Here is a 26,123-nt window from a genome sequence, read left to right as displayed (position 1 = left end):
GATCACGGCATGTCGCCGGTCCAGCGGTTGGCGGCGGCCTTGTAGACGTCGTAGGTGTCGGTGTCGAAGTACGGCGACGAGATGTGGTCGTAGCGGTCGTTGCCGTCGGTGTCCCACGCGACGCTGTTCACGCCCACCAGGTAGCCGGTGCGTGTGGAGTTCCGGTAGTCGTAGATGAACGGGCCGCCGCCGGCGCCGGCGGTGAAGGAGCAGCTGAAGCCGATCTGCTCCTGCAGGTCGTGCTTCCTGGCCTCGGGCATCGGAGCCGTCCTGCCGTAGCACCACTTCATGGTGCGGCCGGTGTACGGCTTGTCGCCGTCGGGGTGCCCGCCGGCCGGGTAGCCGAAGGAGAACACGTTCAGCTTGGTGCTGCGGTTCCAGGTGAAGCCCTGTCCGCCGACGTTGTCGCCGAGGCGGCCGGCGTTCTTGACGGTCCGGTGCCACCGGTCGCCGGTCTTCTCCCAGCTCACCTTGATGCCGTTGTAGACGTTGACGAACGCGTAGTCGAAGTCGTAGTCCTCCTTCACCACGAAGTCGTCGTGCGCGTTGAACGTCTTGGCGGCGTAGATGCCGTACGGCGCCTTGCCCTCCCATACGTTGCCGCCGTCCCAGTACGACGGGATGAAGATCCAGTTGTCGTAGAAGGTGTTCTTCTGGGGGTCGTAGACACAGTGGGCGGAGGTCGCCACCAGATTGCGGTACTTGCCCTGTACGGAGGTGGCCGAGCAGTACCGCCAGTTCTTCGGGTCGCGCGGGTCGGTCCGGGGCGGCGTGAAGAACACCCGGCCGACCGTGTTGGGCAGGTTGACCTGCCGGCTCTTACCCGCTTTGGCCTGCTCGCCGCCGATCGGCGGGACCGATCCGGGCGGCCCGTCGGGGGTCTGGTCACCGCCCCTGACGCCCCTGACGCCCCTGACGTAGCTGGACGACACGTCGAGCGCGCCGTCGTGGTCGGTGGCGCGCCTGATGCGGTCGGGCGTCCAGAACTGCACGGCCTGCTCGGCGGGGGTCGCCGCGTTCCTGGACACGACGTCGGGGGCCGAGGTCGCCTCCGCCGCGGCGCCGGTGGTCGTGCCGGCGGCCAGAGCGGCGGTCACCAGCGCGGCGAGGGGGATCGCGATGCGCCTTGCTCGGGAATACATGGAACTCCTCTCGGTTCTCGGCGGCCCAGAGCGGGGTGCTGCGCCCCGGTGGGCCAGGAAAACGTCGAGAACGCTAATGAATGGCGCAACCCGCCAGCCAGAAAGCGGCATGAAAAGGTCGGCTCCGGTTCCGTTTCGTTACGGAAATAGCGAAATTACATGTATTCAGAAAAGGCATCTCCGCAGGTCACAAGCGCAACAACAAGTCTGGGGCAACAGTGGTAACGCTGATTATCAAACGCCACCACTTATCAACCGAATGTTGTTCTGGTTAGATGTCGGCATGGATCCACGCACCCCCTGTCTCATCGGCATCGCACAACGCACCGTGCGCGAACAGCCCGGCCCGGAACCGCTCGATCTGTGGGAATCGGTCGCCCGCGAGGCGGCCGACGACGCCCGGCTGCCCGCCGGGCGGCTCGACTCGATCCAGATCGTCCACACCGACTCCTGGCAGTACGACTCGCCCACCGGGCGGCTGGCCGAGCGCCTGGGCGCCACGCCACGCCACACCGCCTACTCCAAGGTCAGCGGCACGGCTCCGCAGCTCCTCATCGGCGCGGCCGTGGCCCGGATCGCGGCGGGCGACCTGGACTGCGCGCTGATCACCGGGGCCGAGGCGCTGGCCACCCGGCGGGCCTACCGGCGGGCGGGCGAGCGTGTGCCGTGGAGCCACGCCGCCGATCCCAAGCCGCCCTACGGCTGGGAACGGCCCCCGCACCCCACCGAGCTGGCGCACGACCTGTTCCTGCCCGTGCACACGTACGCGATCATGGAGACCGCGCGGCGGGCGGCGGCCGGGATGACGGTCGAGGAGGAGATGCTCGACCGGGGCCGGATGATGGCGCCGATGACGGAGGTGGCCGCGGCCAACCCGCATGCGTGGCGGCGGGCCGTGCGCACGCCCGAGGAGCTGGTGAAGGGCAACCGGTTCGTCGGCTGGCCGTACACCAGGAACACCGTGGCGGTCATGGAGGTCGACCAGGCGGCGGCCGTCGTCCTGGCCTGCGCGGAGCTGGCCGACCGGCTGGGGGTGCCGGACGAGCGGCGGGTCTACCTGCGTGGCTGGGCGTACGCCGAGGACACCTGGGAGGTGGCGGCGCGGCCCGCGCTCGGCTCGTCGCAGGCCATCGGGGCCGCCGCCGAGGCCGCCTTCCGGCGCGCCGGGCTCGGCCTCGCCGACATGGACGCCCTCGACCTGTACAGCTGCTTCGCCGTCGCGCTGCGGCAGGCGTGCGACGCGACCGGGCTCGACCCGTACGACCGGCGCGGCCTGACGGTCACCGGCGGCCTGCCGTACGCGGGCGGCCCGGCCAGCGACTACGTGCTGCACTCGACGGCCACGATGGCCGGGCTGCTGCGCGCGCAGTCGGGCCACGGGCTGGTGACCGGCGTGGGGATGCACCTGACGAAGCACACGTACGCGGTGTGGTCCAGCGAGCCCGGCGGGCCGCCCGGGGACGCCGTCCCGGTGTTCACGGCGGCCGGGGTGCCCGTCGTGGGCTCGTACGCCGGGCCCGCCACCGTGGTCGGCTACACGGTCGCGCACGGCCCGGACGGCGAGCCGGACAAGGGCATCCTCGTCGTCGACCTGCCGGCCGGCGGGCGGGCGCACGCGCACGTGCTGGAGCCGGAGCTGCTGGCCGACGCCATGTCCCGGGAGCTCGTGGGGCAGCGGGTCGGCCTGGTCGCGGGCGACGGGCCCAACGTGGCCACCTGGTGATCCCGCCGAGGTTGTGAAGTTGTGACCTCGTACGGCGACTTCGCCGGGTTGGAGGGCTTGCGCGGGCGGATGTCGCTCAACTGAACTGGAGGTGAAGGGCGCAACCCGCACTAACCCGGCGAGGCACGTCGTGTCCGACCAGTTCGACGTCATCGAGGCAGGGGCGCGTGGCCGCCGCCGGTGGATCGGGCTCGCGGTGGTGCTGGCTCTGCTGGTGATCCCGGCCGTCAGCCTGCTGCTCAGCCGCGACCCGGGGCCGGAGCCGCCCTCGCCGTCCGCCGCCACGCCCATCCGCTCGCTCACCACGATCGAGAACGGCCCCAACGCCCTGCGGATCCCGGCCAGGACCAAGGGCCACGACGAGATCATCGACGTCGTCTTCCCCGACGGGCTGAAGGCCGAGGTGCGCTACCCGGCCGACCTCGACCTCAACGAGCTGGGGGTGCGGCCGTTCCAGGGCGCGTGGATAGACGGGCGGTTCCGGCAGTTCAGCGTCCCGTACAACGGGGTCGCCGAGGTGACCGGCGGCGGCCGGCCGATCAGGAGCTACGGCCCCGGCGTCACCCTGTGGCCGCGCCAGCCCGGTGGCGGCAGCGGGCAGGTGCTGCTCTTCGCGTTCGGACGCTGGCGGGTGGCGATGCAGGACAGGGGCGAGGGGCTGACCTTCGACCAGCGCACGGCCCTGGCGCGGGAACTGCACGGCAAGGTGACCAGGGACGGTTACTTGGTGCTGTCGGGCGAGGGATCGGTGCGGCTGGCCCGTCCGGGAACCGTGACCCAGGAGGGGCCGGCCGGGCCGCAGCTCTGGTTCGGCGGGGGAGTGCGGGAGATGGTCGTGCTGGCGCCCACGCCCGACTGCGTCAGGAAGGCCCGGCTGCCGAAGGTGATCGAGGGGCGCGGGCGTCCGGGGGAGTGGACGTGCCGGGGGGACGTGGAGGTCGCCGTCGCCGGCCCCGAGGAGTTCCGGCGCCGCGCCCTCGCCGGAATCCGGGTGACGGTCAAGCACTGAGTCCCGGCGGCTCGCTCGGGCGGGGCGGTGTCGGGGGTGGCGGCGGGTCGGTTAGTAGGGTGCGGCCATGTTCGCCGTAACCGCCACACAGACCGATCCCGACAATCCGCTCGCCGGGCTGACGCTCGGTGAGCACCCCGACCCGAAGGCGCCCGACGGCTGGACGACCGTCTCGGTACGCGCCGCCGCCCTCAACCACCACGACCTGTGGACGCTCAAGGGCGTGGGCATCAGGCAGGACCGGCTGCCGATCGTGCTCGGCTGCGACGCCTCCGGCGTGGACGAGGACGGCAACGACGTCATCGTGCACGCCGTCATCGGCACGGGCGCGGACGAGACGCTCGACCCCAGGCGCTCGCTGCTGTCGGAGGTGCACGACGGGACGTTCGCCGAGCGGGTGGCCGTGCCGCGGCGCAACCTCGTGCCCAAGCCGGCCGCGCTCAGCTTCGAGGAGGCCGCCTGCCTGCCCACGGCCTGGCTGACCGCGTACCGCATGCTGTTCGACAAGGCCGGGCTCGAACCGGGCTCGACCGTGCTGGTGCAGGGCGCCGGCGGCGGCGTCGCGACCGCGCTGATCGCGCTCGGCCGCGCGGGCGGTTTCCGGGTCTGGGCGACCAGCCGGTCGGAGGACAAGCGCGAGCGGGCCCGCGAGCTCGGCGCCGACCAGGTCTTCGAGACGGGCGCGCGGCTGCCCGAGCGGGTGGACGCCGTCATGGAGACGGTCGGCCAGGCCACCTGGGATCATTCGCTCAAGTCGCTCAGGCCGGGCGGTCGCATCGTGGTCTCCGGGGCCACCAGCGGCGCGGTCCCGTCCGCCGACCTCAACCGGGTCTTCTTCCTGCAGCTGTCCGTGGTCGGCACCACCATGGGCACCCGCGACCAGCTCCGGCGGCTGGCGGTGTTCCTGGAGCAGACGGGCGTGCGGCCGGTGATCGACCGGACGCTGCCGATGACCGAGGCCAGGGACGGCTTCGCCGCCATGGCCGAGGGGGAGATCTTCGGAAAAATCGTCTTTACCAGCTGAATAAGTGAAGGGTTACTTGTCCGCCTTCCGGGTGATACAGGAAGAATGACGTCGTATCACCCTGGAGGCGTTCGCCATGAACGTTGAGCCGTTCGGCCCGGGTTCGATGCACTGGGACACCGCGGGCGAATACCGCAACCTGCTCGTGGCCGGCAGCGCGCTGGTCCTCCAGACCATGCATCCGGCGGTCGGCGCGGCCGTGGCCGAGCACTCGACGTACAAGGACGACCCGTGGGGGCGGCTCAACCGCACGCTCGCCTCCGTCCAGAAGTGGGTCTACGGCGGTGAGGGCGGCCTGGCCGAGGGGCGGCGGCTGCGCGAGCTGCACCGCTCCATCAGCGGCGTGGACGAGCACGGCCGCGCCTACCACGCCCTGAACGGCGAGGCGTGGGCCTGGGTGCACCTGTCACTGTTCGAGCGTTTCGTCACGCTCAACCGCTACTTCGGCACCCCGTACACCGAGGAGCAGCAGCGCCGCATGTACGCCGAGTCGCGGCAGCTCGGCGCGATCCTGCGGGTGCCGGAGCGGGAGATGCCGGCGGACCTGGAGGCGTTCTGGCGCTACTTCGACACGATGATCGCCGAACGGCTGGAGCCGCACCCGACCGCGCTGGAGGTGCTCGCCGTCATGCGCGGCACGCCCGCCCCGCCCGGCCTGCCGAGGCCGCTGCGCCGGCTGTGGACGCCGGTGGGGCTGGGATCGGGGGAGTTCAACCATTTCGTCACCGTCGGGACCCTGCCGCCGGCCGCGCGCAGGAAGCTCGGCCTGCGCTGGACGGCCCGGGACGAGCGGCGGCTGCGGCACCTGGGGCACGCCGTGGCGATGCTGACCGCACGCCTGCCCGAGCGCCTGCGCTACATGCCGGTCGCCTACCACGCCCGCAGAGCGGCCCGCGGCCACGGACGCCCGCAACGCTCCTTGCGCTCAGCCTGACGACGGCCCAGCGACGGCCCAGCGACGGCCCAGCGACGGCCCGGGACGGTTCAGCGACGGCTCAGCGCTGGAGGATGTCGCGGATGCGGGCGGACGCCTCGTCGAGCACGGTGTGCAGCTCGTGCAGCTTCTGCGTGGTCAGGGCGGCGTCGGCGGCCTCCGTGCGGGCCTGGGCCACGAAGTCGGCCAGCAGCTCGCCCAGCTCGCTGTCGAGCTCGGTCCGGCGCACGGTGTCGCCGCCGAGCGTGGTCCAGATGTCCGACCAGATCCGGCGCCACTCGCCGGCCAGCCGGTCGCTCTCCACCTGCCACTGGTTGGCGTGCGCCATCCACTGCCGCTTCTGCTGCTCCTTGAGCCGCTTGAGCTCCTCGGCCCGCGCCTTGGCGTCGTCGCGGGCGCCGGTGCGCACGTCCTTGGCCATCCGGGTCAGCTCGTCGCGCAGCGACTTCACCGTGTCGCGGACGTCCTCCTTGACCTCGCGGGCGATGTCGCGCACGGAGGCGGAGATCTCCTGCTCCAGGTCGTCGAGCTCGTCGAGCCGGGCGTTGAGCTCCTCGCGGCCCTTGTCGGTGATGGAGAACACCTTCTTGCCCTCGATCACCTCGTGCGTGACCAGGCCCTCCTCCTCCAGGCGGGCCAGCCGCGGGTAGATCGTGCCGGGCGAGGGCGAGTAGACGCCGAGGAAGCGGTCCTGGAGCAGCCGGATGACCTCGTACCCGTGCCGCGGGCTCTCCTCCAGCAGCTTGAGCAGGTACAGCCGGAGCCGGCCGTGACCGAAGACAGGGCTCATTCCTTCTCTCCCTTGAGCAGCGCGACCTCGCCCGAGACGGTGTACGCCGACAGTGAGGCCATGCCGCCTCCCAGCCGTCCGGACAGCGACTTGGAGCCGGGGCTGTTGTTCGCCGACAGTCCGTCGAACGTCGAGCTCAGCCTGCCGGAGGTGGACCTCATGCTGACGTCGGACTCGACGTTCTCCGGCACCCGCACCAGGATGGCACCCGAGACGCTGTTGAGCGTCACATGACTCGTGGGCCGGAGCGTCAGGTCGGCGGTGATGCGGCCGGACACCGTGCTGGCCTTGAGCCGGCGCGGGCTGCCGTCGGCGAGGGTCAGCTCGCCCGAGACGGTCTTCAGCGCCAGGTCGCCCTCCATGGCCCGGCTCTCGATCGAGCCGGAGACCGTGGTGGCGCTCACCTCGCCGCTCACGCCGTCGAGGACGACCTCGGAGGACACGCTCTTGACCCGGGTGGACCGCTCGAACCCGGCCAGCACCGTGGACGCCGAGACCACCTCCGTGTTCACCCGGCAGCCCTTGGGCACGGTGAGCGTGAGGTTGGTCCTGCGCTTGTCGCGTCGCAGCCAGCCGAGCAGCCCGTCCAGGGTCAGGCCCTCGTAGGTGACGACCAGCTCCTTGGTCAGCGGGTCGTAGCTGACCAGCAGCGGCGCGGCCGACTCGATCTCCGTCAGCTCCAGCGTGGGCGGGCCCTCGCTGGCCAGGACGGCCAGCCTGCCGGCGACGATCCGCACGTCAAGTGACTCAACCGGCCCGAACGTGAGCTGCTCGGGAGCGTCCAGCGTCCACTTCTCCATGAACGTATGCCTCCTTGACGAGTACGTCTCCTACGAGAACACGATATGTCGCGTTACTCGAAAACTCAAGATGTATCGCGTCTTGGCGGCGGAATCCCGTCAGTCGTCGTCCTCGTCGTCGAGGCGGGCCAGCCAGGTGGCCAGCCGCTCGATCGGGGTCTCGAACTCGGGGTTGAGATCGACGAACTCGCGCAGCCGCTCGCCCAGCCAGAGCACGCTGACCTCTTCCTCGCCCCGCCGATCGACCAGCTCCTCGATCCCTCGATCGGTGAAGTACATGGGTTCTCTCCTTCGTGCAGGCAGGGGCCTCACCCTGCCGGTCAACGCAGAAGCCCCCGGCCGGACGGCCGGGGGCTCACTGGCGGCCTGCTCAGCCGAAGAGCTGGTGGAGGATCTCCTCCAGCTCGGTGTCGTGCGAGTTGTGCGAACCCGTCGCGGGCGAGCTGTTCGGGGTCCGCGAGACCCGGCGCAGCGACCGGCCGCCGAGCGCCTGCGGGTCTTCGGCCAGCTTCAGCGTCAGGTAGGGCCACGGGCCCATGTTCACCGGCTCGTCCTGGGCCCACACCAGCTCGGCCTGCTGCCCGTAGCGGGCCAGCTCGGCGGTGAGCTCCTCGGTGGGGAACGGGTAGAGCCGCTCAAGCCGGACGATCGCGACGTCGTCGCGGCCCGTCTTGTCGCGCTGCGCGGCCAGGTCGTAGTAGAGCTTGCCCGATACCAGGACGACCCGGGTGACCTTGGCCGGATCGACCGTGGTGTCGCCGATGACCGGCTGGAAGGTGCCGGTGGTGAAGTCGGACGCCTTCGACGTGGCCGCCTTGTGCCGCAGCAGCGACTTGGGCGTGAAGACCACCATCGGCTTGTGCCGGTTGGACTCCACCTGCCAGCGCAGCAGGTGGAAGTAGTTGGCCGGCGTGGACGGCTGCGCGACCGTCATGTTGTCGAGCGCGCAGACCTGCAGGAACCGTTCGATCCTGGCCGAGGAGTGGTCGGGGCCCTGGCCCTCGTAGCCGTGCGGCAGCAGCAGCACGACGGAGGAGCGCTGGCCCCACTTCTGCTCACCGGACGAGATGAACTCGTCGATGATCGTCTGGGCGCCGTTGACGAAGTCGCCGAACTGCGCCTCCCAGGCCACCAGGGCATCGGGACGCACGACGCTGTAGCCGTACTCGAAGCCGAGCGCCGCGAACTCGCTGAGCAGCGAGTCGTAGACGTAGAACTTCGTGGTGCCCTCGTTGAACTGCTTCAGCGGCGTGTGGTCGGCGCCGGTCATCCGGTCGACCAGCACCGCGTGCCGCTGGGTGAACGTGCCGCGCCGGGAGTCCTGGCCGACCAGGCGCACCGGGTGGCCGTCGATCAGCAGCGAGCCGAACGCCAGCGTCTCGCCCATCGCCCAGTCGATCGAGTCGGTCTCGACCATCTGGCCGCGGCGCTGCAGCACCGGCGCCAGGCGCGGGTGCGGCGTGAAGCCCTCGGGCAGGTTGAGCTGGGTGTCGACGATGCGCTTGAGCGTCTCGTCGCTGATCGCCGTCGGCGTGTCGGCGTGGGACCACTTGACGACCTCGGCCGGGGGCACCCGCATGGCGGCCGCCTCCTTGGGCTTCTTGGCCGCCTCGCGCGTCTCGGTGAACGCCTGCTCCAGCTTGGCCTGGTAGTCGCGCAGCGCCGACTCGGCCTCCTCGACCGTGATGTCGCCCCGGCCGATCAGCGCCTCGGTGTAGAGCTTGCGCGTGGAGCGCTTGGCGTCGATCAGGTCGTACATCAGCGGCTGGGTGAAGGCGGGGTTGTCGCCCTCGTTGTGGCCGCGGCGGCGGTAGCAGATGAGGTCGATGACGACGTCCTTGCGGAACGCCTGGCGGTATTCGTAGGCCAGCTGGCCCACGCGCACCACGGCCTCGGGGTCGTCGCCGTTGACGTGGAAGATCGGCGCCTGGATCATCCGCGCGACGTCGGTCGCGTAGACCGACGAGCGGGAGGAGGCCGGCGAGGTGGTGAAGCCCACCTGGTTGTTGACCACCACGTGCACGGTGCCGCCGGTGCGGTAGCCGCGCAGCTGCGACAGGTTGAGCGTCTCGGCCACCACGCCCTGGCCGGCGAAGGCCGCGTCGCCGTGGACGAGGACGGGAAGGACGGTGAAGCCCTCCTCGCCGCGCTCCAGGAGGTCCTGCTTGGCGCGGACGACGCCCTCCAGCACCGGGTCGACCGCCTCCAGGTGGGAGGGGTTGGCCACCACGGACGCCGTGATCGTCTTGCCGCTCGGGGCGGTGAACTCGCCGCTCGCGCCCAGGTGGTACTTGACGTCGCCGGAGCCGTGGGCGGTGCGCGGGTCGATGTTGCCCTCGAACTCGCCGAAGATCTGCGCGTAGGACTTGCCCACGATGTTGGCCAGCACGTTGAGCCGGCCGCGGTGGGCCATGCCGATGACGACCTCGTCGAGGCCCTCGTCGGCGGCGTCGCTGATCACCGAGTCGAGCAGCGGGATCAGGGACTCGCCGCCCTCCAGCGAGAAGCGCTTCTGGCCGACGAACTTCGTCTGCAGGAACGTCTCGAACGCCTCGGCGGTGTTGAGCCGGGACAGGATGTTGAGCTGCTCGTCGCGCTCGGGCGAGGCGTGCGGCTTCTCCACCCGGGCCTGGATCCAGGCCCGCTCCTCGGGGTTCTGGATGTGCATGTACTCGATGCCGACCGTGCGGCAGTAGGAGTCGCGCAGCACGCCCAGGATCTCGCGGAGCTTCATCAGCGGACGGCCGCCGAAACCGCCCGTGGCGAACTCGCGCTCGAGGTCCCACAGGGTCAGCCCGTGGGACTGGATGTCGAGGTCGGGGTGCTTGCGCTGCTTGTACTCCAGCGGGTCGGTCTCGGCCATCAGGTGGCCGCGCACGCGGTAGGCGTGGATCAGCTCGATGACCCGGGCCGACTTGGCCACGTCGTCGTCGTGCGAGGCCGAGATGTCCTGGACCCAGCGCACCGGCTCGTACGGGATGCGCAGCGCCTCGAAGATCTCGTCGTAGAAGCCGTCCTCGCCGAGCAGCAGCCGGTGGATCTGGCGCAGGAAGTCGCCCGACTGGGCGCCCTGGATGATCCGGTGGTCGTAGGTGCTGGTCAGCGTCATGACCTTGGAGACGGCCAGGCGCGACAGCGTGTCCGGCGAGGCGCCCTGGTACTCGGCCGGGTACTCCATCGCGCCGACGCCGATGATCGTGCCCTGGCCGGGCATCAGGCGCGGAACGGAGTGGACGGTGCCGATCGTGCCGGGGTTGGTCAGCGAGATCGTGGTGCCGGAGAAGTCGTCGACGCCCAGCTTGCCCGCGCGGGCCTTGCGGACGACCTCTTCGTAGGCCACCCAGAACTGCCGGAAGTCCATCTCCTCGGCGCCCTTGATCGAGGGCACGAGGAGCTGGCGCTCACCGTTGCTCTTCTGGACGTCGATCGCCAGGCCGAACCCGACGTGCTCGGGCTTGACCAGCGTGGGCTTGCCGTCGACCTCCGTGTAGGAGTAGTTCATCTCCGGCATCGCCTTCAGCGCCTTGACGATCGCGAAGCCGATCAGGTGGGTGAAGGAGATCTTGCCGCCACGCCCCCGCTTGAGGTGATTGTTGATCACGATGCGGTTGTCGATGAGCAGCTTGGCCGGGATGGCCCGGACGCTGGTCGCCGTGGGGACAGTCAGGGACAGGTCCATGTTGGCGGCCGTGCGCGCGGCGGCGCCGCGCAGCTTCACCTCCTCGGCGCCCTTGGGCACCGGGGTGGCCGGCTGCTTCGGCTTCTCGGCTGCCGGAGGCGCCTTCGGGGGCGCCTTGGGAGGTGCGGGCGCGGTCGCAGTGCCGTTCGCCGCCTCCCTGACCGGGGTCCGGCCCGGTCCGTAATCAGGGTTGTAGTCAGCGAAGAAGTTCCACCAGGCCTTGTCGACAGACTCTGGATCTTGAAGGTACTTCTGGTACAGCTCGTCGACAAGCCACTCGTTCTGACCAAAGCTTGCCAGCGGGTTTGTCCGCGACGACTCAGACGACACGGCGGAAATCGCCCTCTTCCGCAGATCGGCGTTGATGTTAGAGAACCTGTCCAAGGCTACTCGCCCGGACCGGCAGCGCGCGCCGAAGAGCACGCGCCGCCTCGAACGATCCTCTCAGGACACGCCGAAGAGGTCACGCCCGCCTAGTCAATCCAGGGAGAGCCGCCATTGTTACTGTTTGGTATCAACGTATGGCCGGCAGGTTTATTTCCCTCCGGGCACGATTCTGCTGGTGATCCGCACCCCGGGTGACAGCTCCGCCAGCAGGGCCGCCAGCTCCTTGCCGGCCTGCTGAAGCTCCTCCATCGACATGGGCTCCAGCCGTTCGAGGAGGAAGATCGCGTTGGTCGTCTCCTCGGTGAGCCGGGTGCGCGCCACCTGACGCCAGTTCCACCGGCGGCAGGTCACGCCGGCGTCGTCGCGCCAGATCACCTCGCCGGGCTCGGGCTGCCCGAGCGCCTCCTCCGAGTGCTCGTCGCCGGTCGCCCGCACCAGCCGGGCCGGGCCCTGGTAGCGGTCGAGGTCCTCGCCGCCGATGGGCAGCGCGTGTTTGACGCTGATCGTGTTGTACGCGTCGACCACCCGGTTGATCTCCGGCAGCGGCATGCGCCGGGTCAGGGCGTCGACCGAGGGCCTGGTGCGCTGCGGCTTGGCGCCGAAGGCGCGGTAGGCGTCCTTCCAGGCGTCGATCTTGTCGGCCTGGACCTCGCACGCCGACGCCTCGGCCAGCCAGGCGCGGGTGCGGTCGTCGGTGGGGCCGTTCCGCAGGCCGTGGGCCAGCATCACCAGCACGGCGAAGTCGGGGCGCAGGGCGAGGACGGCGTCGTCCACGCGGATGTCGTCGAGCATCCGCCCAGTTTAGAAGGCCGGCGAATTCGCAAAAATCACTTTGCAAAAAAGCCTTTGCGGTCTAGGGTCGTGCTCATGGAGGAGCAGTACAGGATCAGTGACCCGCAGGTGCTCAAAGTGGTCGCCCACCCCTTGCGGGTGCGGCTGCTCGGGCTGCTGCGCAGCGACGGCCCGGCCACCGCCAGCGAGCTGGGCCGCAAGGTCGGCGAGAGCTCCGGCTCGACCAGCTACCACCTGCGCGAGCTGTTCAAGTACGGATTCATCGAGGAGGACTCCGACCGGCGCGACGGCCGCGAGCGCCGCTGGCGGGCCCGCCACCGCTACACCTCGTGGGACAGCGGCCAGCTGTCCGGCACCGAGGAGGGCCGCGAGGCGGTCCGGATCATGCGGATGCGCCAGGTCGAGGCGCTCGCCCGCGTCGCCCAGGACTACGACGAGCGCCGCTGGTCCCCCGAGTGGGTGCGGGCGGCGGGGATGAGCGACGACTTCGTCGAGCTGCCGCCGGCCGGGCTCAGGGAGTTCGACGAGCGGGTCGACGAGCTGCTCCGCGAGCTCGCGGCACGGCACGCCGGAGATCCCGACACCCGGCAGGTGCACATCTGGAGAGGCGGCTTCCCCCGTCCCCGTACCGAGGAAGAGGAGCAGGACCGATGACCGCTCGTTCCGCGTTACGGCGCTACATGCTCGTCAGCTTCCTGACCTGGCTGCCGCTGGGCCTGATGGCCGCCGTCATGGTGCTGCTGATGACCGAGAGAGGGCTCAGCCTGACCCAGATCGGCCTGGCGGTGACCGTGTTCTCGGTCGTCACCGTCAGCCTGGAGCTGCCCACGGGCGGCCTGGCCGACGTCATCGGACGGCGGATGGTGCTGGCCGCCTCGGCGGTGTTCACCGCGGCGGCGCTCGCGCTGATGAGCGTCTCGACGACGTTCGGGATGTTCCTCGTCACCTGCGTGATCAAGGGCGTGGCCAGGGCGCTGTCCAGCGGCCCGGCCACCTCCTGGTACGTCGACACCCTGCACGAGCTCGAAGGCGGGGACGCCGACCTCAAGCCGGGCCTGGCACGCGGCGGCGCGCTGGAGTCGGTGGCCATGTGCGCCGGGGTGCTGGTCGGCGGCGCCGTGCCGCTGCTGGTGCCGCCCGGGACGATCACGCCACTGGCCGTGCCGCCGCTGCTGGGGGCCGTCGCGGCCGTCGTCCTGCTGGTCGTGGTGGTGTTCGCGCTGCCCGAGCCGGCCCACGCGCGGCGGTCGCTGGGGAGCGTGCTGCGCGAGGTGCCCTCGACGGTGGTCGGCGGGATCCGGCTGGCCGCCGGGGGAGCGGTGCTGCGCCGCCTGATGCTCGCCGCCGCCGCGTCCGGCGTGCTGCTGATGACGATCGAGCTGCTGACCCCCGGCCGCCTGGCCGAGCTGGCCGGCACGTCCGAGCGCGGCAGCCTGGCCTACGCCGTCGTGGCGGCCCTGGGATACGCCGCCAGCGCCACGGGCAGCGCGATCGCGCCCCGCGCGGCGCGCCTGGCCGGGAGCTCGGCCAGGGGGGCCATGGTGGGCGCGGTGCTCTGCGCGCTGTCGGTCGGCTCGCTGGCCGCCACCGCCGGGCTGGACGGCGTGCCCGGCCTGGTGACGGCCGGGCTGGCCTACCTCGTCATGTTCGCCGGGCTGTCGGTGACCGGGCTGCTCTGCCTGGAGATGCAGCACAACGCGGTCTCCGCCGCCGAGCGCACCACGGTCACCTCGACGTCCTCGCTCTCGCTCCAGGCGGGCGGGGTGCTGGCCAACTCCACGCTCGGCGTCCTGGCCGCGCAGGCGGGCGCGTCGGCCGCCTGGTGGGTGGCCTCGGGGGTGGTGCTGGCCTCGGCGCTGCTGTTCGTGGCGATGCCGAGGCCGGGGGTCACAGGCTCCAGTCGAGTTCCGGCCCTACCGGAACGATCCTGCTCGGGTTGATGTTCGTCTGGGTCATGTAGTAGTGGCGTCTGATGTGGTCGAAGTCCGTGGTGTCGCGGAAGGCGGGGATCGCGTAGAGCCTGCGGGTGTACGCCCACAACGCCGGATAGTCGGTCAGCCGCCTGATCGAGCACTTGAAGTGTCCGTGGTAGACCGTGTCGAACCTGACCAGCGTGGTGAACAGCCGCACGTCGCTGTCGGTGAGCGTGCCGAAGAGGAACTCCGACTCGGCCAGGCGCACCTCCAGCAGGTCGAGCGTGGTGAACACGCGGGCGACCGCCTCCTCGTACGCCTGCTGCCCGCGGGCGAAGCCGGCCTCGTAGACCGCGTTGTTGAGGCCGTGGTAGAGGCGGTCGTTCATGATGTCGATGTCCGGGCGCAGGCGTTCGGGGTACAGGTCGGGCGCGCTGCCCCACGACGTCTCCAGATCGAGGGTGATCTGCGGGAAGTCGTTGGTGACCAGGCGTTCTTCCTGGATGTCCCAGATGCACGGCACGGTGTAGCGGCCCGTGTAGCCCGGTTCGGTCGCGTGGTAGAGCTCCGACAGGTACGGCGGGTCGCCGTCGGGGATCCGCCAGCCCTTCTCGTCGCGGATGGGGTCGACGATCGTGACGTCCAGCAGGTCCTCCAGGCGGAGCAGGGCGCGGACGATCAGCACGCGCTGTGCCCACGGGCAGGCGTAGGAGGCGTAGAGCCGGTAGCGGCCGGGCTCGGGCGGCCCGAGCCGTTCGGTGAAGCGGTTCGGCTGCCGGACGAAGCGGCCATCGTCCGAGATCTCGCGGCTCAGCTTCATGACCCCTAGTAGAACATGATTCGGGACCAGAACTATATTCGGGGCCATGGCAAAGTTCGTGGTGACTCCTTCCAGCGTGGCGCAGCGTGAGGCATGGATGAGCGGGGCGGTTCCCGGGGTCGAGCGGGTCCGGCCGGGGCTGTGGTCGATCCCGGTGCCCATCCCGGTCAACCCGCTGCGGTACGTGCTGGTCTACGCCCTCGAACTGCCCGACGGCGTGGCCATCGTGGACGCCGGATGGAACACCGACGAGGCCTACGACGCCCTCGCCGCCGGGCTGGCCGTGGCCGGCTACGGGATCGCCGACGTCAGGGCCGTCCTGGTCACCCACCTGCACCCCGACCACTACGGCCTGGCCGGACGCGTCCGCGAGGCGTCGGGCGCCTGGATCGGGCTGCACCCGGCCGACGCGAACCTCGTGCGCGAGCGGTACGACGACGACGCCATCGACTCGCTCGTCCAGCGGGAGCGGGCCCTGCTCCGGCGCTCCGGCGTGCCCGACCTGAGCCTGGACGAGCTGGCCGGGGCCTCCATGATGATCAGGCACATGGTCACGATGGCCCGTCCCGACCGGCTGATCGAGGACGGCGAGGAGCTCGGCCTGCCCGGCTGGGACCTGCGGGCCGTCTGGACCCCCGGCCACACGCCCGGCCACCTGTGCTTCGTCTCGCCGGAGCGCAGGCTGCTGCTCTCCGGTGACCACGTGCTGGCGAAGATCACCCCGATCGTGGCCGTGCACCCCCAGTCGGGCCCCGACCCGCTGGCCGACTACCTCGGCTCGCTGGCCGCCGTCCGCGAGCTGGAGGTGGACGAGGTGCTGCCCGGCCACGAGTACCGCTTCCTGGAGCTGGCCGGACGCGTCGACCACGTGCTGGCGCACCACGACGAGCGGCTGGCCGAGATCGAACGGGTCGTCGGCGAGGACGACGGCGTGACCTGCTGGGACGTGGCCACCCGGCTGAGCTGGTCGCGCCCCTGGGAGACGATCCCGCCGTTCATGCGCCGGGCGGCCAACAACGAGACGCTGGCCCACCTGGTATGGCTGGCCGGACGGGGCAGGGTACGCCGGGAGGAGGGCGAGCCCGAGCTCTGGAGACGCGCCTGAGCCGGTCGGTTATCGTACTCCTACCAGAATGTTGTTCTCTTGCTCTGGAGGTTCGATGCTTCGGTTCGATGACAGGGTCGCGATCATCACGGGCGCCGGGCACGGCCTCGGCAGGGCGCACGCGCTCCTGCTCGCCGAGCGGGGCGCCAAGGTCGTGGTCAACGACCTCGGCGGCGCGCTCGACGGCACCGGCGCCTCCACCGGCCCCGCCGCCGAGGTGGTCGAGCTCATCACCAAGAACGGCGGCCAGGCCGTCGCCAACGCCGACAACGTCGCCACCCCCGAGGGCGCGAGGGCGCTCGTGCAGACGGCCGTCGACGCGTTCGGCCGGGTCGACATCGTCGTCAACAACGCGGGCATCCTGCGGGACAAGTCGTTCGGGAAGATGACCGTCGAGGACTTCGACGGCGTGCTGGCCGTGCACGTACGCGGGTCGTACCTGGTCAGCCAGGCCGCCTACCCGCTGATGAAGGAGGCCGGTTACGGCCGCATCGTCAACACCTCCAGCCCGGCCGGCCTGTTCGGCAACTTCGGCCAGGCCAACTACTCCACGGCCAAGATGGGCCTGGTCGGGCTGACCAAGACGCTGGCCATCGAGGGCGCGCGCAACGGCATCAAGGCCAACGCCATCGCCCCCATCGCCTGGACCAGGATGACCGAGGCGCTGCTGCCGGCCGAGTTCGAGGCCAAGTTCACGCCCGAGCGGGTGAGCGCGCTGGTCGCCTACCTCGTGCACGACTCGTGCGAGTCGAGCGGGGAGGTGTTCACCGTCGGCGGCGGGCGGGTGGCCCGCGTGTTCGTGGCCGAGGGGCCCGGCTGGAAGGCCGACGACCTCACCCCCGAGGCGATCGCCGACAACTGGGGCTCGGTGATGGCCGAGCAGCCGTACGTGCTGACGGCCGGCGACTCGATGAAGGCCATGCTCTAGCGCCGGAGCCTGCCGGAAGCCGGTCATCGCCCGCCGGGGCGGTGGCCGGCTTCCGTGCGTTCGGGAGGGTTCCGGCGAACGTCTCATGCCAGGCTTTGTTCGATCTTCGGCATAAGTCCGCGAGGTTCGGTCGAATCAGACTCTTGATTTGCCGCATGAGTGATCTTATTGTTCCCGCATGACCCCCCAGCCGGGCTCGGCTGCCGACGTCCTGACGCTCATCAGCGCCGGATCGGCGACCACCCGTTCCGATCTCGCGCGCCTCACCGGACTGGCCAGATCCACGATCTCCCAGCGGGTCGACGCGCTCATCGAGCGCGGCCTCGTCGAGGAGACCGAGAGCGGCGAGTCCACCGGCGGCCGTCCCCCGCGCCAGCTCCGCCTGCACACCGAGGAGCACGCCTTCGCCGGCGTCGACCTCGGCGCCACCCACTGCCGGGTCGCGCTCATGGACCTGACCGGCGGCCTGCTGGCCGAGTGCGAAGACCCGCTGGAGATCGGCGAGGGCCCCGACAAAGTGCTCGCCCACGTCGACCAGCGGCTCGACCGGCTGCTCGGCGAGGCCGGACGACCCCGCGCCGCCCTGCGCGCCATCGGCATCGGCGTGCCCGGCCCGGTGGAGTTCGCCACCGGCCGCCCCAACAACCCGCCGATCATGCCCGGCTGGAACGACTACCCCGTCCCCGAATACTTCGACGGCATCCAGGTGCTGGTCGACAACGACGTCAACGTCATGGCGCTCGGCGAGCACCGCAACGCCTTCGCCGGCACCAGCCACCTGCTGTTCGTCAAGGTCGGCACCGGCATCGGCTGCGGCATCGTGGCCGACGGCAAGCTCCACAGAGGAGCCCAGGGCTCGGCCGGCGACATCGGGCACATCCGCGTCAGCGGCCACGACGACGCCGGCTGCCGCTGCGGCAACAGCGCCTGCCTGGAGGCCGTGGCCGGCGGCGCCGCCATCGCCCGCCGGCTCGCCGAGCTCGGGCTGGCCGCCGAGACCGGCGCCGACGTCGTCGCGCTCGTCCAGGCGGGCAACACCCAGGCGCTGCGGCTGGTCAGGGAGGCCGGCCGGCTCATCGGCGAGGTGCTGGCCGGCCTGGTCAACTTCTTCAACCCCGAGGTCATCGTCATCGGCGGCGCGCTGTCCCGCGTCCACGAGCACCTCCTGGCCGGCGTCAGGGAGACCATCTACCGCCGGTCGCTGCCGCTGGCCACCCACCACCTGTCCATCACCCCGAGCCGCACCGGGATCAACGCCGCCGCTCTCGGCGCGGGCCTGCTCGCCATCGAGCACTACCTGGCACCGGACAACATCAACCGCATCGTCAACGCCTGAAGGGGACCCCCGATGCTGGTCATGAAGGGCATCGTCAAGCAGTTCCCCGGCGTGCGCGCGCTCGACGGGGTCGACCTCGACGTACGGGCGGGCGAGGTCCACTGCCTGCTCGGCCAGAACGGCGCCGGCAAATCCACCCTGATCAAGGTGCTGGCCGGCGTCCACCAGCCCGACGAGGGCACCATCGTCTTCAACGACGCACCCGTCCGGCCCACCAGCCCCATCGACGCCATCCGGCTCGGCTTCGCCACCATCTACCAGGAACTCGACCTGGTCGACGGCCTCAGCGTCGCCGAGAACATCTTCCTCGGCCACGAGCACGCCCGCTTCGGGTTCGTCAACCGCCAGGCCGGCCGCCGGGCCGCCCGCGAGGTGCTGGAACGCCTCGGCCACGGCGAGATCCGCCCCTCCACCGAGGTCGGACGGCTCTCCCCGGCCGCCAAACAGGTCGTCTCGATGGCCCGCGCCCTCTCCCACGACGCCCGCCTGATCATCATGGACGAGCCGTCGGCCGCCCTGGCCCACGACGAGGTCGCCAACCTGTTCCGCATCATCCGCGAGCTCACCGCCCAGGGCGTGGCCGTCGTCTACATCTCCCATCGGCTGGAGGAGATCCGCGAGATCGGCGACCGCGTCACCGTGCTCAAGGACGGGCGCACCGTCGCCGTCGGCCTGCCCGCCCGCGACACGCCCACCGCCCGCATCGTCTCCCTCATGACCGGCCGCAACGTCGAGTACGTCTTCCCGCCCCGCCCCACCCGGCCGCCCGGCGAGGAGGTGCTGCGCGTGGAGAACCTGACCGCGCCCGGCGTCTTCGCCGACGTCTCCTTCTCCGTACGCGCCGGGGAGATCGTCGGACTGGCCGGGCTCGTCGGCAGCGGACGCTCCGAGATCCTGGAGGCCGTCTACGGAGCCCGGCCCGCCGCCGGCCGCGTCACCCTCGCCGGCCGCCCGGCCGGCCGCCGCGTGACCGGCGCCGTCCGGCAGGGCATGGGCCTGGCCCCCGAGGAACGCAAGGCCCAGGCCCTGCTGCTCGACCAGAGCGTCACCGCGAACATCACGCTCGGCACCCTGCCGCAGTTCGCCAGGTTCGGCTGGATCGACCGCGGACGCGAGCGGGCCGAGGCCGCCCGCCTGGCCCAGCTCCTCGACATCCGCCCGCCCGACCCAGAACGCCCGATCAGGACCCTGTCGGGCGGCAACCAGCAAAAGGCCGTGCTCGCCCGCTGGCTGCTCGGCGGACGCAGACTGCTGCTGCTCGACGAGCCCACCCGCGGCGTCGACGTCGGCGCCCGCGCCGAGCTGTACGCCGTCATCCGCGACCTGGCCGACCAGGGCATCGGCGTGCTGCTGGTCTCCAGCGAGGTCCCCGAGGTGCTGGGGCTCGCCGACCGGGTGCTCGTGCTGCGCGAGGGCGCCGTCATCCACGAGGGCGAGGCGGCCGGCCTGGACGAGCACCGCGTACTGGACATGATCATGGATGGGAGGGCCGCGTGATGAGCGAGCCCATAGAGGCGCCCGAACGACCCGCCGCCGGGGTCGCCCGGCCGAGACCGTCCCTGTTGAACGGGGTCGCCGAGATCCGCCACCTCGGCCTGCTGGGCGCGCTGGCGCTGCTCGTGGTCGTCGGCCTGGTCACCCGCTTCGACAACTTCGCCACCACCTCCAACCTGGTCAGCATCCTGGCCCTGGCCGCCACCATCGGCGTGATCACCGTCGGGGCCACCTTCGTGATCATCGGCGGCGGCATCGACCTGTCCGTCGGCGCCGTCATGGCCCTCGCCTCGGTCTGGGCCACCACGCTGGCCACCCAGTCGTACGGGCCGGTGGTGATGGCCGTCTGCGCGATCCTCGTCGGCACCGGGGCAGGGCTGGTCAACGGGCTGCTGATCGCCTACGGGCGGATGGTGCCGTTCATCGCCACCCTGGCCATGCTGGTGGCCGCCCGCGGCCTGGCCCAGCGCATGTCCGACAGGAAGACGCAGCTCATCCAGGTCGAGGGCATCGTGCAGCTGTCCACCACGCGGCTGCTCGGCATCCCGCTGCTGGTCTACGTGTTCGCCCTGGTCGTGGTGCTGGGGTGGATCGTACTCAACCGCACCACGTTCGGCCGCCGCACGTACGCGGTCGGAGGCAACCCCGAGGCGGCCAGGCTGGCCGGCATCGACGTACGCAGGCACACGATGCTCCTGTACGCCCTGTCCGGCTTCTGCTGCGGCGTCGCCGCGATCCTCATCATGGCCCGCACGACGACAGGCTCGTCCACCCACGGCGACCTGTACGAGCTCGACGCCATCGCCGCCGTCATCATCGGCGGCACCCTGCTCACCGGCGGCCGGGGCACGATCATCGGCTCGATCCTGGGCCTGCTGATCTTCACCCTCATCACGAACCTGTTCATCCTCAACGGGCTCAACACCAGCGACCAGCTGATCGCCAAGGGCCTGATCATCGTCGTCGCCGTCCTTCTCCAGCGGCGGAACCTGAAAGCGAGAGCAACATGAGTGAGAACGTCGCGCGCAGGGGATTCCTCGTCGGCGGGGCTGTGCTGTTAGCGGCGGGTTGCACCAGCAACGAGCCGGCGGCCGCTCCCTCGTCGGCGGCGCCCGCGCCCGCCCCCGCCGCGAGCGGCAACGACGAACCCGGCCAGAAGGTGACGATCGGCTTCTCCGCGCCGGCCGCCGACCACGGCTGGATCGCGGCCATCGCCAAGAACGCCGAGAGCGCGGCCAAGCAGTACAGCGACGTCGACTTCAAGGCCGTCGAGCCGACCAACGACATCAACCAGCAGATCTCCGCCGTCGAGTCGCTGATCGCGGCCAAGGTGAACGCCCTGGTCATCCTGCCGAACGACGGCCAGCAGCTGAACCAGGTCGCGCTGCAGGCGACGCAGGCGGGCATCCCGGTCATCAACCTCGACCGGGTGTTCCCCGACAAGCTGGCCTACCGGACGTGGATCGGCGGCGACAACTACGGTATGGGCGTCGCGGCCGGGCACTACATCGGCAAGCAGCTCAAGGACAAGGGCGTCGCGAACCCGGTGATCGTCGAGATCCAGGGCATCGCCACGCTGCCGCTGACCCAGGACCGCAGCAAGGGCTTCGCCGACGCGCTGAAGACGTACGGGTTCAGCGTGACGGCCAAGCAGGACGCCAAGTTCACCGTCGAGACCGGCAACCAGGTGGCGACCTCGCTGCTGCAGGCGCACAAGAAGATCGACGCCCTGTGGAACCACGACGACGACCAGGGTGTCGGCGTGCTGGCCGCCATCAAGGAGGCCAACCGCGACGAGTTCATCATGGTCGGCGGCGCCGGCTCGCTGAACGCGATGAAGGAGATCCAGGCCGGCACGTCGGTGCTCAAGGCCACCGTCACCTACAGCCCGACGATGGCCTCCTCGGCCGTCCGGCTCGCCAGGTTGATCGCGCAGGGCAAGGGCATGAGTGACCTCGTGGAGAATCAGGTTCCCCAGTCGATCACCCTCGCGTCGGAGACGATCACCAAGGAGAACGTCGACAAGTATCTGGCGCTCGGATTCGAATCCTGATCGGGGGTTGCATGTCAGACAAGACCACCATCGGCGTGGGCATGATCGGCTACGCGTTCATGGGCCGCGTCCACTCCCAGGCCTGGCGGAGCGTCGGCGCGTTCTTCGACCTGCCGCTCGCGCCGCGCATGGCGGTGCTGGCGGGCCGGTCGAAGGAGCAGACCGCCGCCGCGGCGGCCCGGCTCGGCTGGGCCGACGTCGAGACGGACTGGCGGGAGCTCGTCCGGCGGGACGACGTGCAGATCGTCGACATCTGCACGCCGGGCGACTCGCACGCCGAGATCGCGATCGCCGCGTTGCGCGCCGGCAAGCACGTGATCTGTGAGAAACCGCTGGCCAACACCGTCGCCGAGGCCGAGGCCATGGTCGCGGCGGCGGCCGCGGCGCCGGGCAGGAGCATGGTGGCCTTCAACTACCGGCGGGTCCCGGCGGTCGCCCTGGCCCGCCGGTACGTCGAGGAGGGCAGGCTCGGCGAGATCCGGCACGTACGCGCCCAGTACCTCCAGGACTGGATCGTGGACCCGGAGTTCCCGCTGGTGTGGCGGTTGCAGAAGGACAAGGCGGGCGCCGGGGCGCTCGGCGACATCGGCTCGCACATCGTGGACGCCGCCGAGTTCGTCACCGGCCAGCGCGTGGTGGGCGTGTCGGGGCTGACCGAGACGTTCGTCAAGGAGCGTCCGCTGGCGGGGGAGTCGGCGGGGCTGGGCGGGTCCCGTACGGAGGAGAGGGGGACGGTCACCGTCGACGACGCCGCGCTGTTCATCGGCCGGATGTCGGGCGGCGCGCTGGCCTCCTTCGAGGCCACCAGGTTCGCGACCGGGCGCAAGAACGCGATGCGCATCGAGGTCAACGGGCAGCTCGGCAGCCTGGCGTTCGACTTCGAGTCCATGAACGAGCTGTGGTTCAGCGAGGGCGGGGGCGGGTTCGAGCGGATCCTGGTGACCGAGCCCGACCATCCCTACGTGGGGGCGTGGTGGCCGCCGGGGCACGGGCTCGGCTACGAGCACACCTTCACCCACGAGATCAAGGACTTCCTGGAGGCCGTCGCGGCCGGCACCGACCCTTCGCCGTCGTTCGCCGACGGGCTGCGGGTGCAGCGCGTGCTGGCGGCGGTGGAGGCGAGCGCGGCCGACGGCAGCCGGTACACCCCTGTGGAGGATCGATGAGACCAGTAACGCTGTTCACCGGGCAGTGGGCGGACCTGCCGTTCGAGGAGGTGTGCAGGCTGGCGGCCGAATGGGGCTACGACGGCCTGGAGATCGCCTGCTCGGGTGACCACTTCGACGTGGCGCAGGCGGTGGCGGACCCGTCGTACGTGGAGCAGAAGCGCGCCCAGCTCGACAAGCACGGCCTGAAGGTGTGGACGATCTCCAACCACCTCGTCGGCCAGGCCGTCTGCGACCATCCGATCGACGAGCGGCACAAGGCGATCCTGCCGGCCCGCATCTGGGGCTCGGGCGATCCGGAGTCGGTGCGGCGGGCCGCGGCCGAGGACATGAAGGACACCGCGCGGGCGGCGGCGGCGCTCGGCGTGGACACGGTGGTGGGGTTCACCGGGTCGTCGATCTGGCACACCGTGGCCATGTTCCCGCCGGTGCCGGCGTCGATGGTGGAGGCCGGCTACCAGGACTTCGCCGACCGCTGGAACCCGATCCTCGACGTGTTCGACGAGGTGGGGGTGCGCTTCGCGCACGAGATCCACCCGAGCGAGATCGCCTACGACTACTACACGACGCAGCGGACGCTGGAGGCGATCGGGCATCGTCCGGCGTTCGGGCTGAACTGGGACCCGTCGCACATGGTGTGGCAGGACCTCGACCCGGTGGCGTTCATCCTCGACTTCAAGGACCGGATCTACCACGTCGACTGCAAGGACACCCGGGTCCGGGTCGGTGACGGGCGCAAGGGGCGGCTGTCGTCGCACCTGCCCTGGGCGGACATGCGGCGGGGATGGGACTTCGTCTCCACCGGGCGCGGTGACGTGCCGTGGGAGGACTGCTTCCGGGCGCTCAACTCGATCGGGTACGACGGGCCGATCTCGATCGAGTGGGAGGACGCGGGGATGGACCGGCTGGACGGCGCCCGGGAGGCGCTGGGGTACATCCGGCGGCTGAACTCCATCACGCCGCCCGCCACGGCCTTCGACGCGGCCTTCTCCACCACGTAGGACCACGTAGGACCATGTAGGGCCATCTAGGGTCACGGGCCGGGCGATCGCGCGTCCGGCCCGTGCCGGACGTCCGGGGCGGGCCGGCGCGCGGTCATCAGCCCGACGATCATGATGAGCCCGCAGACGAGGAACGGCCAGCCGTACGGCCGTCGTGGCGCCCAGCCGTCGAACGTGGTCGCCACCCCCACCAGGGTCACGGCCGCCGCCGCGAGCCACCCGAGCGCCCGCCCGGCCACGCGGGCGCGCAGCGACGCCAGCAGGATCGCCAGGACGATCCCCGGCCAGGCCATGAGGACGAAGTCCCAGACGTGGGCGGGCCCCGGCGCGTGGGCGCGGAGCGCGCCGTTCAGCGGGCCGGCGGCGAGGTAGAGCGGGAAGGCCATGACGACCATGGCCAGGTCGCCGTACAGGCCGTCGCCCAGGCGGCCGTCCTGGGTGAGCCAGGTCAGCGTCAGCACCGCGGCCCCGTACGCGCCCGGCGCGAGCGCCGCTGGCAGGCCCTGGACCCTGGCGATGGCTGCGATCATCGGACGCCTTCCCCTGTCACGTCACCGCTCCGGCGATCCCACGGTAGAGCGCCCGGCGGGCGGTGGCCGGGCGTATGGGAAACCCTTGCCGTAACCGGTCAGGCCGCCTTCGGACCCCGTCTTCTGACATACGAACGGCTCATCTGGAAACAAGGAGGATCGTGGAGATCGCGTGCGCCGCGATCATCTCGCCGTTCGCCCAGGAACAGGACAGACAGAGGAGATCCGACCATGCCTGCACCCGCGACCATCGTGATCGCCGGCGGCGGCCTCGCCGCGGCCAAGGCCGCAGAGGCCCTGCGCGGCGAGGGCTTCGACGGCCGGCTCGTGCTGGTCGGCAGGGAGACGCACCTGCCGTACGAGCGGCCGCCGCTGTCCAAGGACTACCTCCAGGGCGCCGGCGAACGCGACAAGATCTTCGTCCACGACCGTTCCTGGTACGACGAGCACGACGTCGAGCTGCGGCTGGGCGTCGAGGTCACCGGCATCGACCCGGCCGGCCACCGGGTCACCCTGAGCGACGGCGAGCAGCTCGGCTACGACCGGCTGCTGCTGGCCACCGGCTCCCGTCCGCGCCGCCCGGACATCCCCGGCGCCGACCGGCCCGAGGTGCTGTACCTGCGTACCGTCGACGACAGCGAACGCCTGCGCGCCACCCTGGCCGGCGCCGGCCGCGTCGCGATCCTCGGGGCCGGCTGGATCGGCCTGGAGGTGGCCGCCGCCGCCCGCGCCGCGGGGGCCGAGGTCACCGTGATCGAGACGGCGTCCGCGCCGCTGCTGCGCGTGCTGGGGCCGCACGTCGCCCAGGTGTTCACCGCGCTGCACCGCGAGCACGGCGTGCGCTTCCTCTTCGACGCCCGTCCCGCCGAGATCACCGGCTCCGGGGTCCTGCTCGCCGACGGCGCCCACGTCGAGGCGGACGTCGTCGTGGCCGGCGTGGGCGCCGAGCCGGACACCGACCTCGCGCGGGCCGCCGGGCTGACCGTCGAGGACGGCGTCAAGGTGGGGGCCGACCTGCGCACCTCCGACCCCGACATCTTCGCGGCCGGCGACATCGCCAACGCCTACCACCCGCTGCTGGGCCACCACGTCCGGGTCGAGCACTGGGCGAACGCGCTCAACCAGCCCGCCACCGCCGCCCGCGCGATGCTCGGCCGGGCCGGCGACTACGACAACCTGCCCTACTTCTTTACCGACCAGTACGACCTGGGCATGGAGTACGTCGGCCACGTCCCGCCCGGCCGCACGCCCGACGTCGTGGTCCGCGGCGACCTGGACGCCCGCGAGTTCATCGCCTTCTGGCTGGACGAGCAGGACAGGGTGCTGGCCGCGATGAACGTCAACATCTGGGACGTCACCGACCACACCCAGGCCCTCATCCGGTCCCGCAAGCCGGTGGACCGGGCCGCGCTCGCCGACCCCGGCACCCCGCTCGACCAGCTCCTGCCCTCCTGACGCCGGGAGCGGCACGGGACGGTCCGTCCCGTGCCGCACCGG

The 26,123-nt window shown here is 70.9% G+C and carries 23 protein-coding genes; 15 read left to right on the top strand and 8 right to left on the bottom strand.

From position 1 onward, the window contains the following. Positions 1-2 precede the first annotated feature (2 nt). On the bottom strand, positions 3-1,142 hold the full coding sequence (locus tag ABT158_RS09635; protein WP_352352324.1) for a trypsin-like serine peptidase: 1,140 nt from the start codon (positions 1,140-1,142) through the stop codon (positions 3-5). A gap of 283 nt (positions 1,143-1,425) precedes the next feature. Between ABT158_RS09635 and ABT158_RS09630 the strand changes: the two genes are divergently transcribed. From ABT158_RS09630 to ABT158_RS09615, 4 genes are all read left to right on the top strand, one after another. Continuing rightward, entirely contained in the window at positions 1,426-2,865 is a 1,440-nt protein-coding gene (locus tag ABT158_RS09630) for an acetyl-CoA synthetase (RefSeq protein ID WP_352352323.1), read from the top strand. Positions 2,866-2,995: 130 nt separating this feature from the next. Further along, positions 2,996-3,874 (top strand): hypothetical protein, encoded by an 879-nt coding sequence (locus tag ABT158_RS09625; protein WP_352352322.1) that lies wholly within the window; start codon positions 2,996-2,998, stop codon positions 3,872-3,874. Between the two features lie 67 nt (positions 3,875-3,941). Next, entirely contained in the window at positions 3,942-4,898 is a 957-nt protein-coding gene (locus tag ABT158_RS09620) for a zinc-binding dehydrogenase (RefSeq protein WP_352352321.1), read from the top strand. 76 nt (positions 4,899-4,974) lie between these two features. Further along, positions 4,975-5,832, top strand: a complete 858-nt coding sequence (locus ABT158_RS09615) for an oxygenase MpaB family protein (RefSeq protein WP_352352320.1) — start codon at positions 4,975-4,977, stop codon at positions 5,830-5,832. Positions 5,833-5,893: 61 nt separating this feature from the next. Here ABT158_RS09615 and ABT158_RS09610 read toward each other — a convergent pair whose 3' ends face one another. From ABT158_RS09610 to ABT158_RS09590, 5 genes are all read right to left on the bottom strand, one after another. Further along, positions 5,894-6,622 (bottom strand): PadR family transcriptional regulator, encoded by a 729-nt coding sequence (locus ABT158_RS09610; RefSeq protein ID WP_352352319.1) that lies wholly within the window; start codon positions 6,620-6,622, stop codon positions 5,894-5,896. After that, positions 6,619-7,422: a DUF4097 family beta strand repeat-containing protein gene (locus ABT158_RS09605; protein ID WP_352352318.1), complete on the bottom strand. Its 804-nt coding sequence runs from the start codon at positions 7,420-7,422 to the stop codon at positions 6,619-6,621. Before ABT158_RS09605 ends, ABT158_RS09610 begins: the two co-directional genes overlap by 4 nt. Positions 7,423-7,521: 99 nt before the next feature. Next, complete coding sequence (locus ABT158_RS09600; protein ID WP_352323532.1) at positions 7,522-7,701, bottom strand: DUF6104 family protein; 180 nt, start codon at positions 7,699-7,701, stop codon at positions 7,522-7,524. A gap of 91 nt (positions 7,702-7,792) precedes the next feature. Continuing rightward, entirely contained in the window at positions 7,793-11,431 is a 3,639-nt protein-coding gene (locus tag ABT158_RS09595; RefSeq protein WP_352352317.1) for a multifunctional oxoglutarate decarboxylase/oxoglutarate dehydrogenase thiamine pyrophosphate-binding subunit/dihydrolipoyllysine-residue succinyltransferase subunit, read from the bottom strand. A 204-nt stretch (positions 11,432-11,635) separates the two neighbouring features. After that, complete coding sequence (locus ABT158_RS09590; RefSeq protein ID WP_352352316.1) at positions 11,636-12,280, bottom strand: B3/B4 domain-containing protein; 645 nt, start codon at positions 12,278-12,280, stop codon at positions 11,636-11,638. 75 nt (positions 12,281-12,355) lie between these two features. Between ABT158_RS09590 and ABT158_RS09585 the strand changes: the two genes are divergently transcribed. Both ABT158_RS09585 and ABT158_RS09580 read left to right on the top strand, forming a co-directional pair. After that, a complete protein-coding gene (locus ABT158_RS09585) occupies positions 12,356-12,934 on the top strand; it encodes a winged helix-turn-helix domain-containing protein (protein WP_352352315.1) in 579 nt (192 codons plus the stop codon). After that, complete coding sequence (locus ABT158_RS09580) at positions 12,931-14,220, top strand: MFS transporter (protein ID WP_352352314.1); 1,290 nt, start codon at positions 12,931-12,933, stop codon at positions 14,218-14,220. The genes ABT158_RS09585 and ABT158_RS09580 overlap by 4 nt, the downstream gene beginning before the upstream one ends. Here the strand turns inward: ABT158_RS09580 and ABT158_RS09575 are convergent. Next, positions 14,168-15,013 carry a glutathione S-transferase family protein gene (locus tag ABT158_RS09575; RefSeq protein ID WP_352352313.1) on the bottom strand — a complete coding sequence of 282 codons (846 nt, stop codon included), beginning with the start codon at positions 15,011-15,013 and terminating at the stop codon, positions 14,168-14,170. The two genes, ABT158_RS09580 and ABT158_RS09575, sit on opposite strands and share 53 nt — an antisense overlap. Positions 15,014-15,059: 46 nt before the next feature. Here ABT158_RS09575 and ABT158_RS09570 point away from each other — a divergent pair, with 46 nt between their 5' ends. From ABT158_RS09570 to ABT158_RS09535, 8 genes are all read left to right on the top strand, one after another. Next, entirely contained in the window at positions 15,060-16,118 is a 1,059-nt protein-coding gene (locus tag ABT158_RS09570) for an MBL fold metallo-hydrolase (RefSeq protein ID WP_352352312.1), read from the top strand. A 55-nt stretch (positions 16,119-16,173) separates the two neighbouring features. Beyond that, complete coding sequence (locus tag ABT158_RS09565) at positions 16,174-17,046, top strand: SDR family oxidoreductase (protein ID WP_352352311.1); 873 nt, start codon at positions 16,174-16,176, stop codon at positions 17,044-17,046. Between the two features lie 178 nt (positions 17,047-17,224). After that, positions 17,225-18,382, top strand: coding sequence for an ROK family transcriptional regulator (locus tag ABT158_RS09560; RefSeq protein ID WP_352352310.1), 1,158 nt, complete (start codon positions 17,225-17,227; stop codon positions 18,380-18,382). A gap of 12 nt (positions 18,383-18,394) precedes the next feature. Then, entirely contained in the window at positions 18,395-19,879 is a 1,485-nt protein-coding gene (locus ABT158_RS09555; protein WP_352352309.1) for a sugar ABC transporter ATP-binding protein, read from the top strand. Next, on the top strand, positions 19,879-20,886 hold the full coding sequence (locus ABT158_RS09550) for an ABC transporter permease (protein ID WP_352352308.1): 1,008 nt from the start codon (positions 19,879-19,881) through the stop codon (positions 20,884-20,886). The genes ABT158_RS09555 and ABT158_RS09550 overlap by 1 nt, the downstream gene beginning before the upstream one ends. Beyond that, complete coding sequence (locus ABT158_RS09545) at positions 20,883-21,929, top strand: ABC transporter substrate-binding protein (RefSeq protein WP_352352307.1); 1,047 nt, start codon at positions 20,883-20,885, stop codon at positions 21,927-21,929. Before ABT158_RS09550 ends, ABT158_RS09545 begins: the two co-directional genes overlap by 4 nt. A gap of 11 nt (positions 21,930-21,940) precedes the next feature. Further along, complete coding sequence (locus ABT158_RS09540; RefSeq protein WP_352352306.1) at positions 21,941-23,095, top strand: Gfo/Idh/MocA family protein; 1,155 nt, start codon at positions 21,941-21,943, stop codon at positions 23,093-23,095. Further along, positions 23,092-24,096, top strand: a complete 1,005-nt coding sequence (locus ABT158_RS09535; RefSeq protein WP_352352305.1) for a sugar phosphate isomerase/epimerase family protein — start codon at positions 23,092-23,094, stop codon at positions 24,094-24,096. Before ABT158_RS09540 ends, ABT158_RS09535 begins: the two co-directional genes overlap by 4 nt. Before the next feature lie 32 nt (positions 24,097-24,128). On the opposite strand, the gene ABT158_RS09530 is transcribed toward ABT158_RS09535, so the two are convergent. Beyond that, positions 24,129-24,626 carry a hypothetical protein gene (locus tag ABT158_RS09530; RefSeq protein ID WP_352352304.1) on the bottom strand — a complete coding sequence of 166 codons (498 nt, stop codon included), beginning with the start codon at positions 24,624-24,626 and terminating at the stop codon, positions 24,129-24,131. A 231-nt stretch (positions 24,627-24,857) separates the two neighbouring features. Between ABT158_RS09530 and ABT158_RS09525 the strand changes: the two genes are divergently transcribed. Beyond that, on the top strand, positions 24,858-26,081 hold the full coding sequence (locus ABT158_RS09525) for an NAD(P)/FAD-dependent oxidoreductase (RefSeq protein ID WP_352352303.1): 1,224 nt from the start codon (positions 24,858-24,860) through the stop codon (positions 26,079-26,081). Positions 26,082-26,123: the final 42 nt, after the last annotated feature.

This window comes from Nonomuraea sp. NPDC001636, from assembly GCF_040298265.1.
Lineage (GTDB): Bacteria > Actinomycetota > Actinomycetes > Streptosporangiales > Streptosporangiaceae > Nonomuraea.
This window is presented reverse-complemented; position numbering and strand designations above follow the sequence as displayed.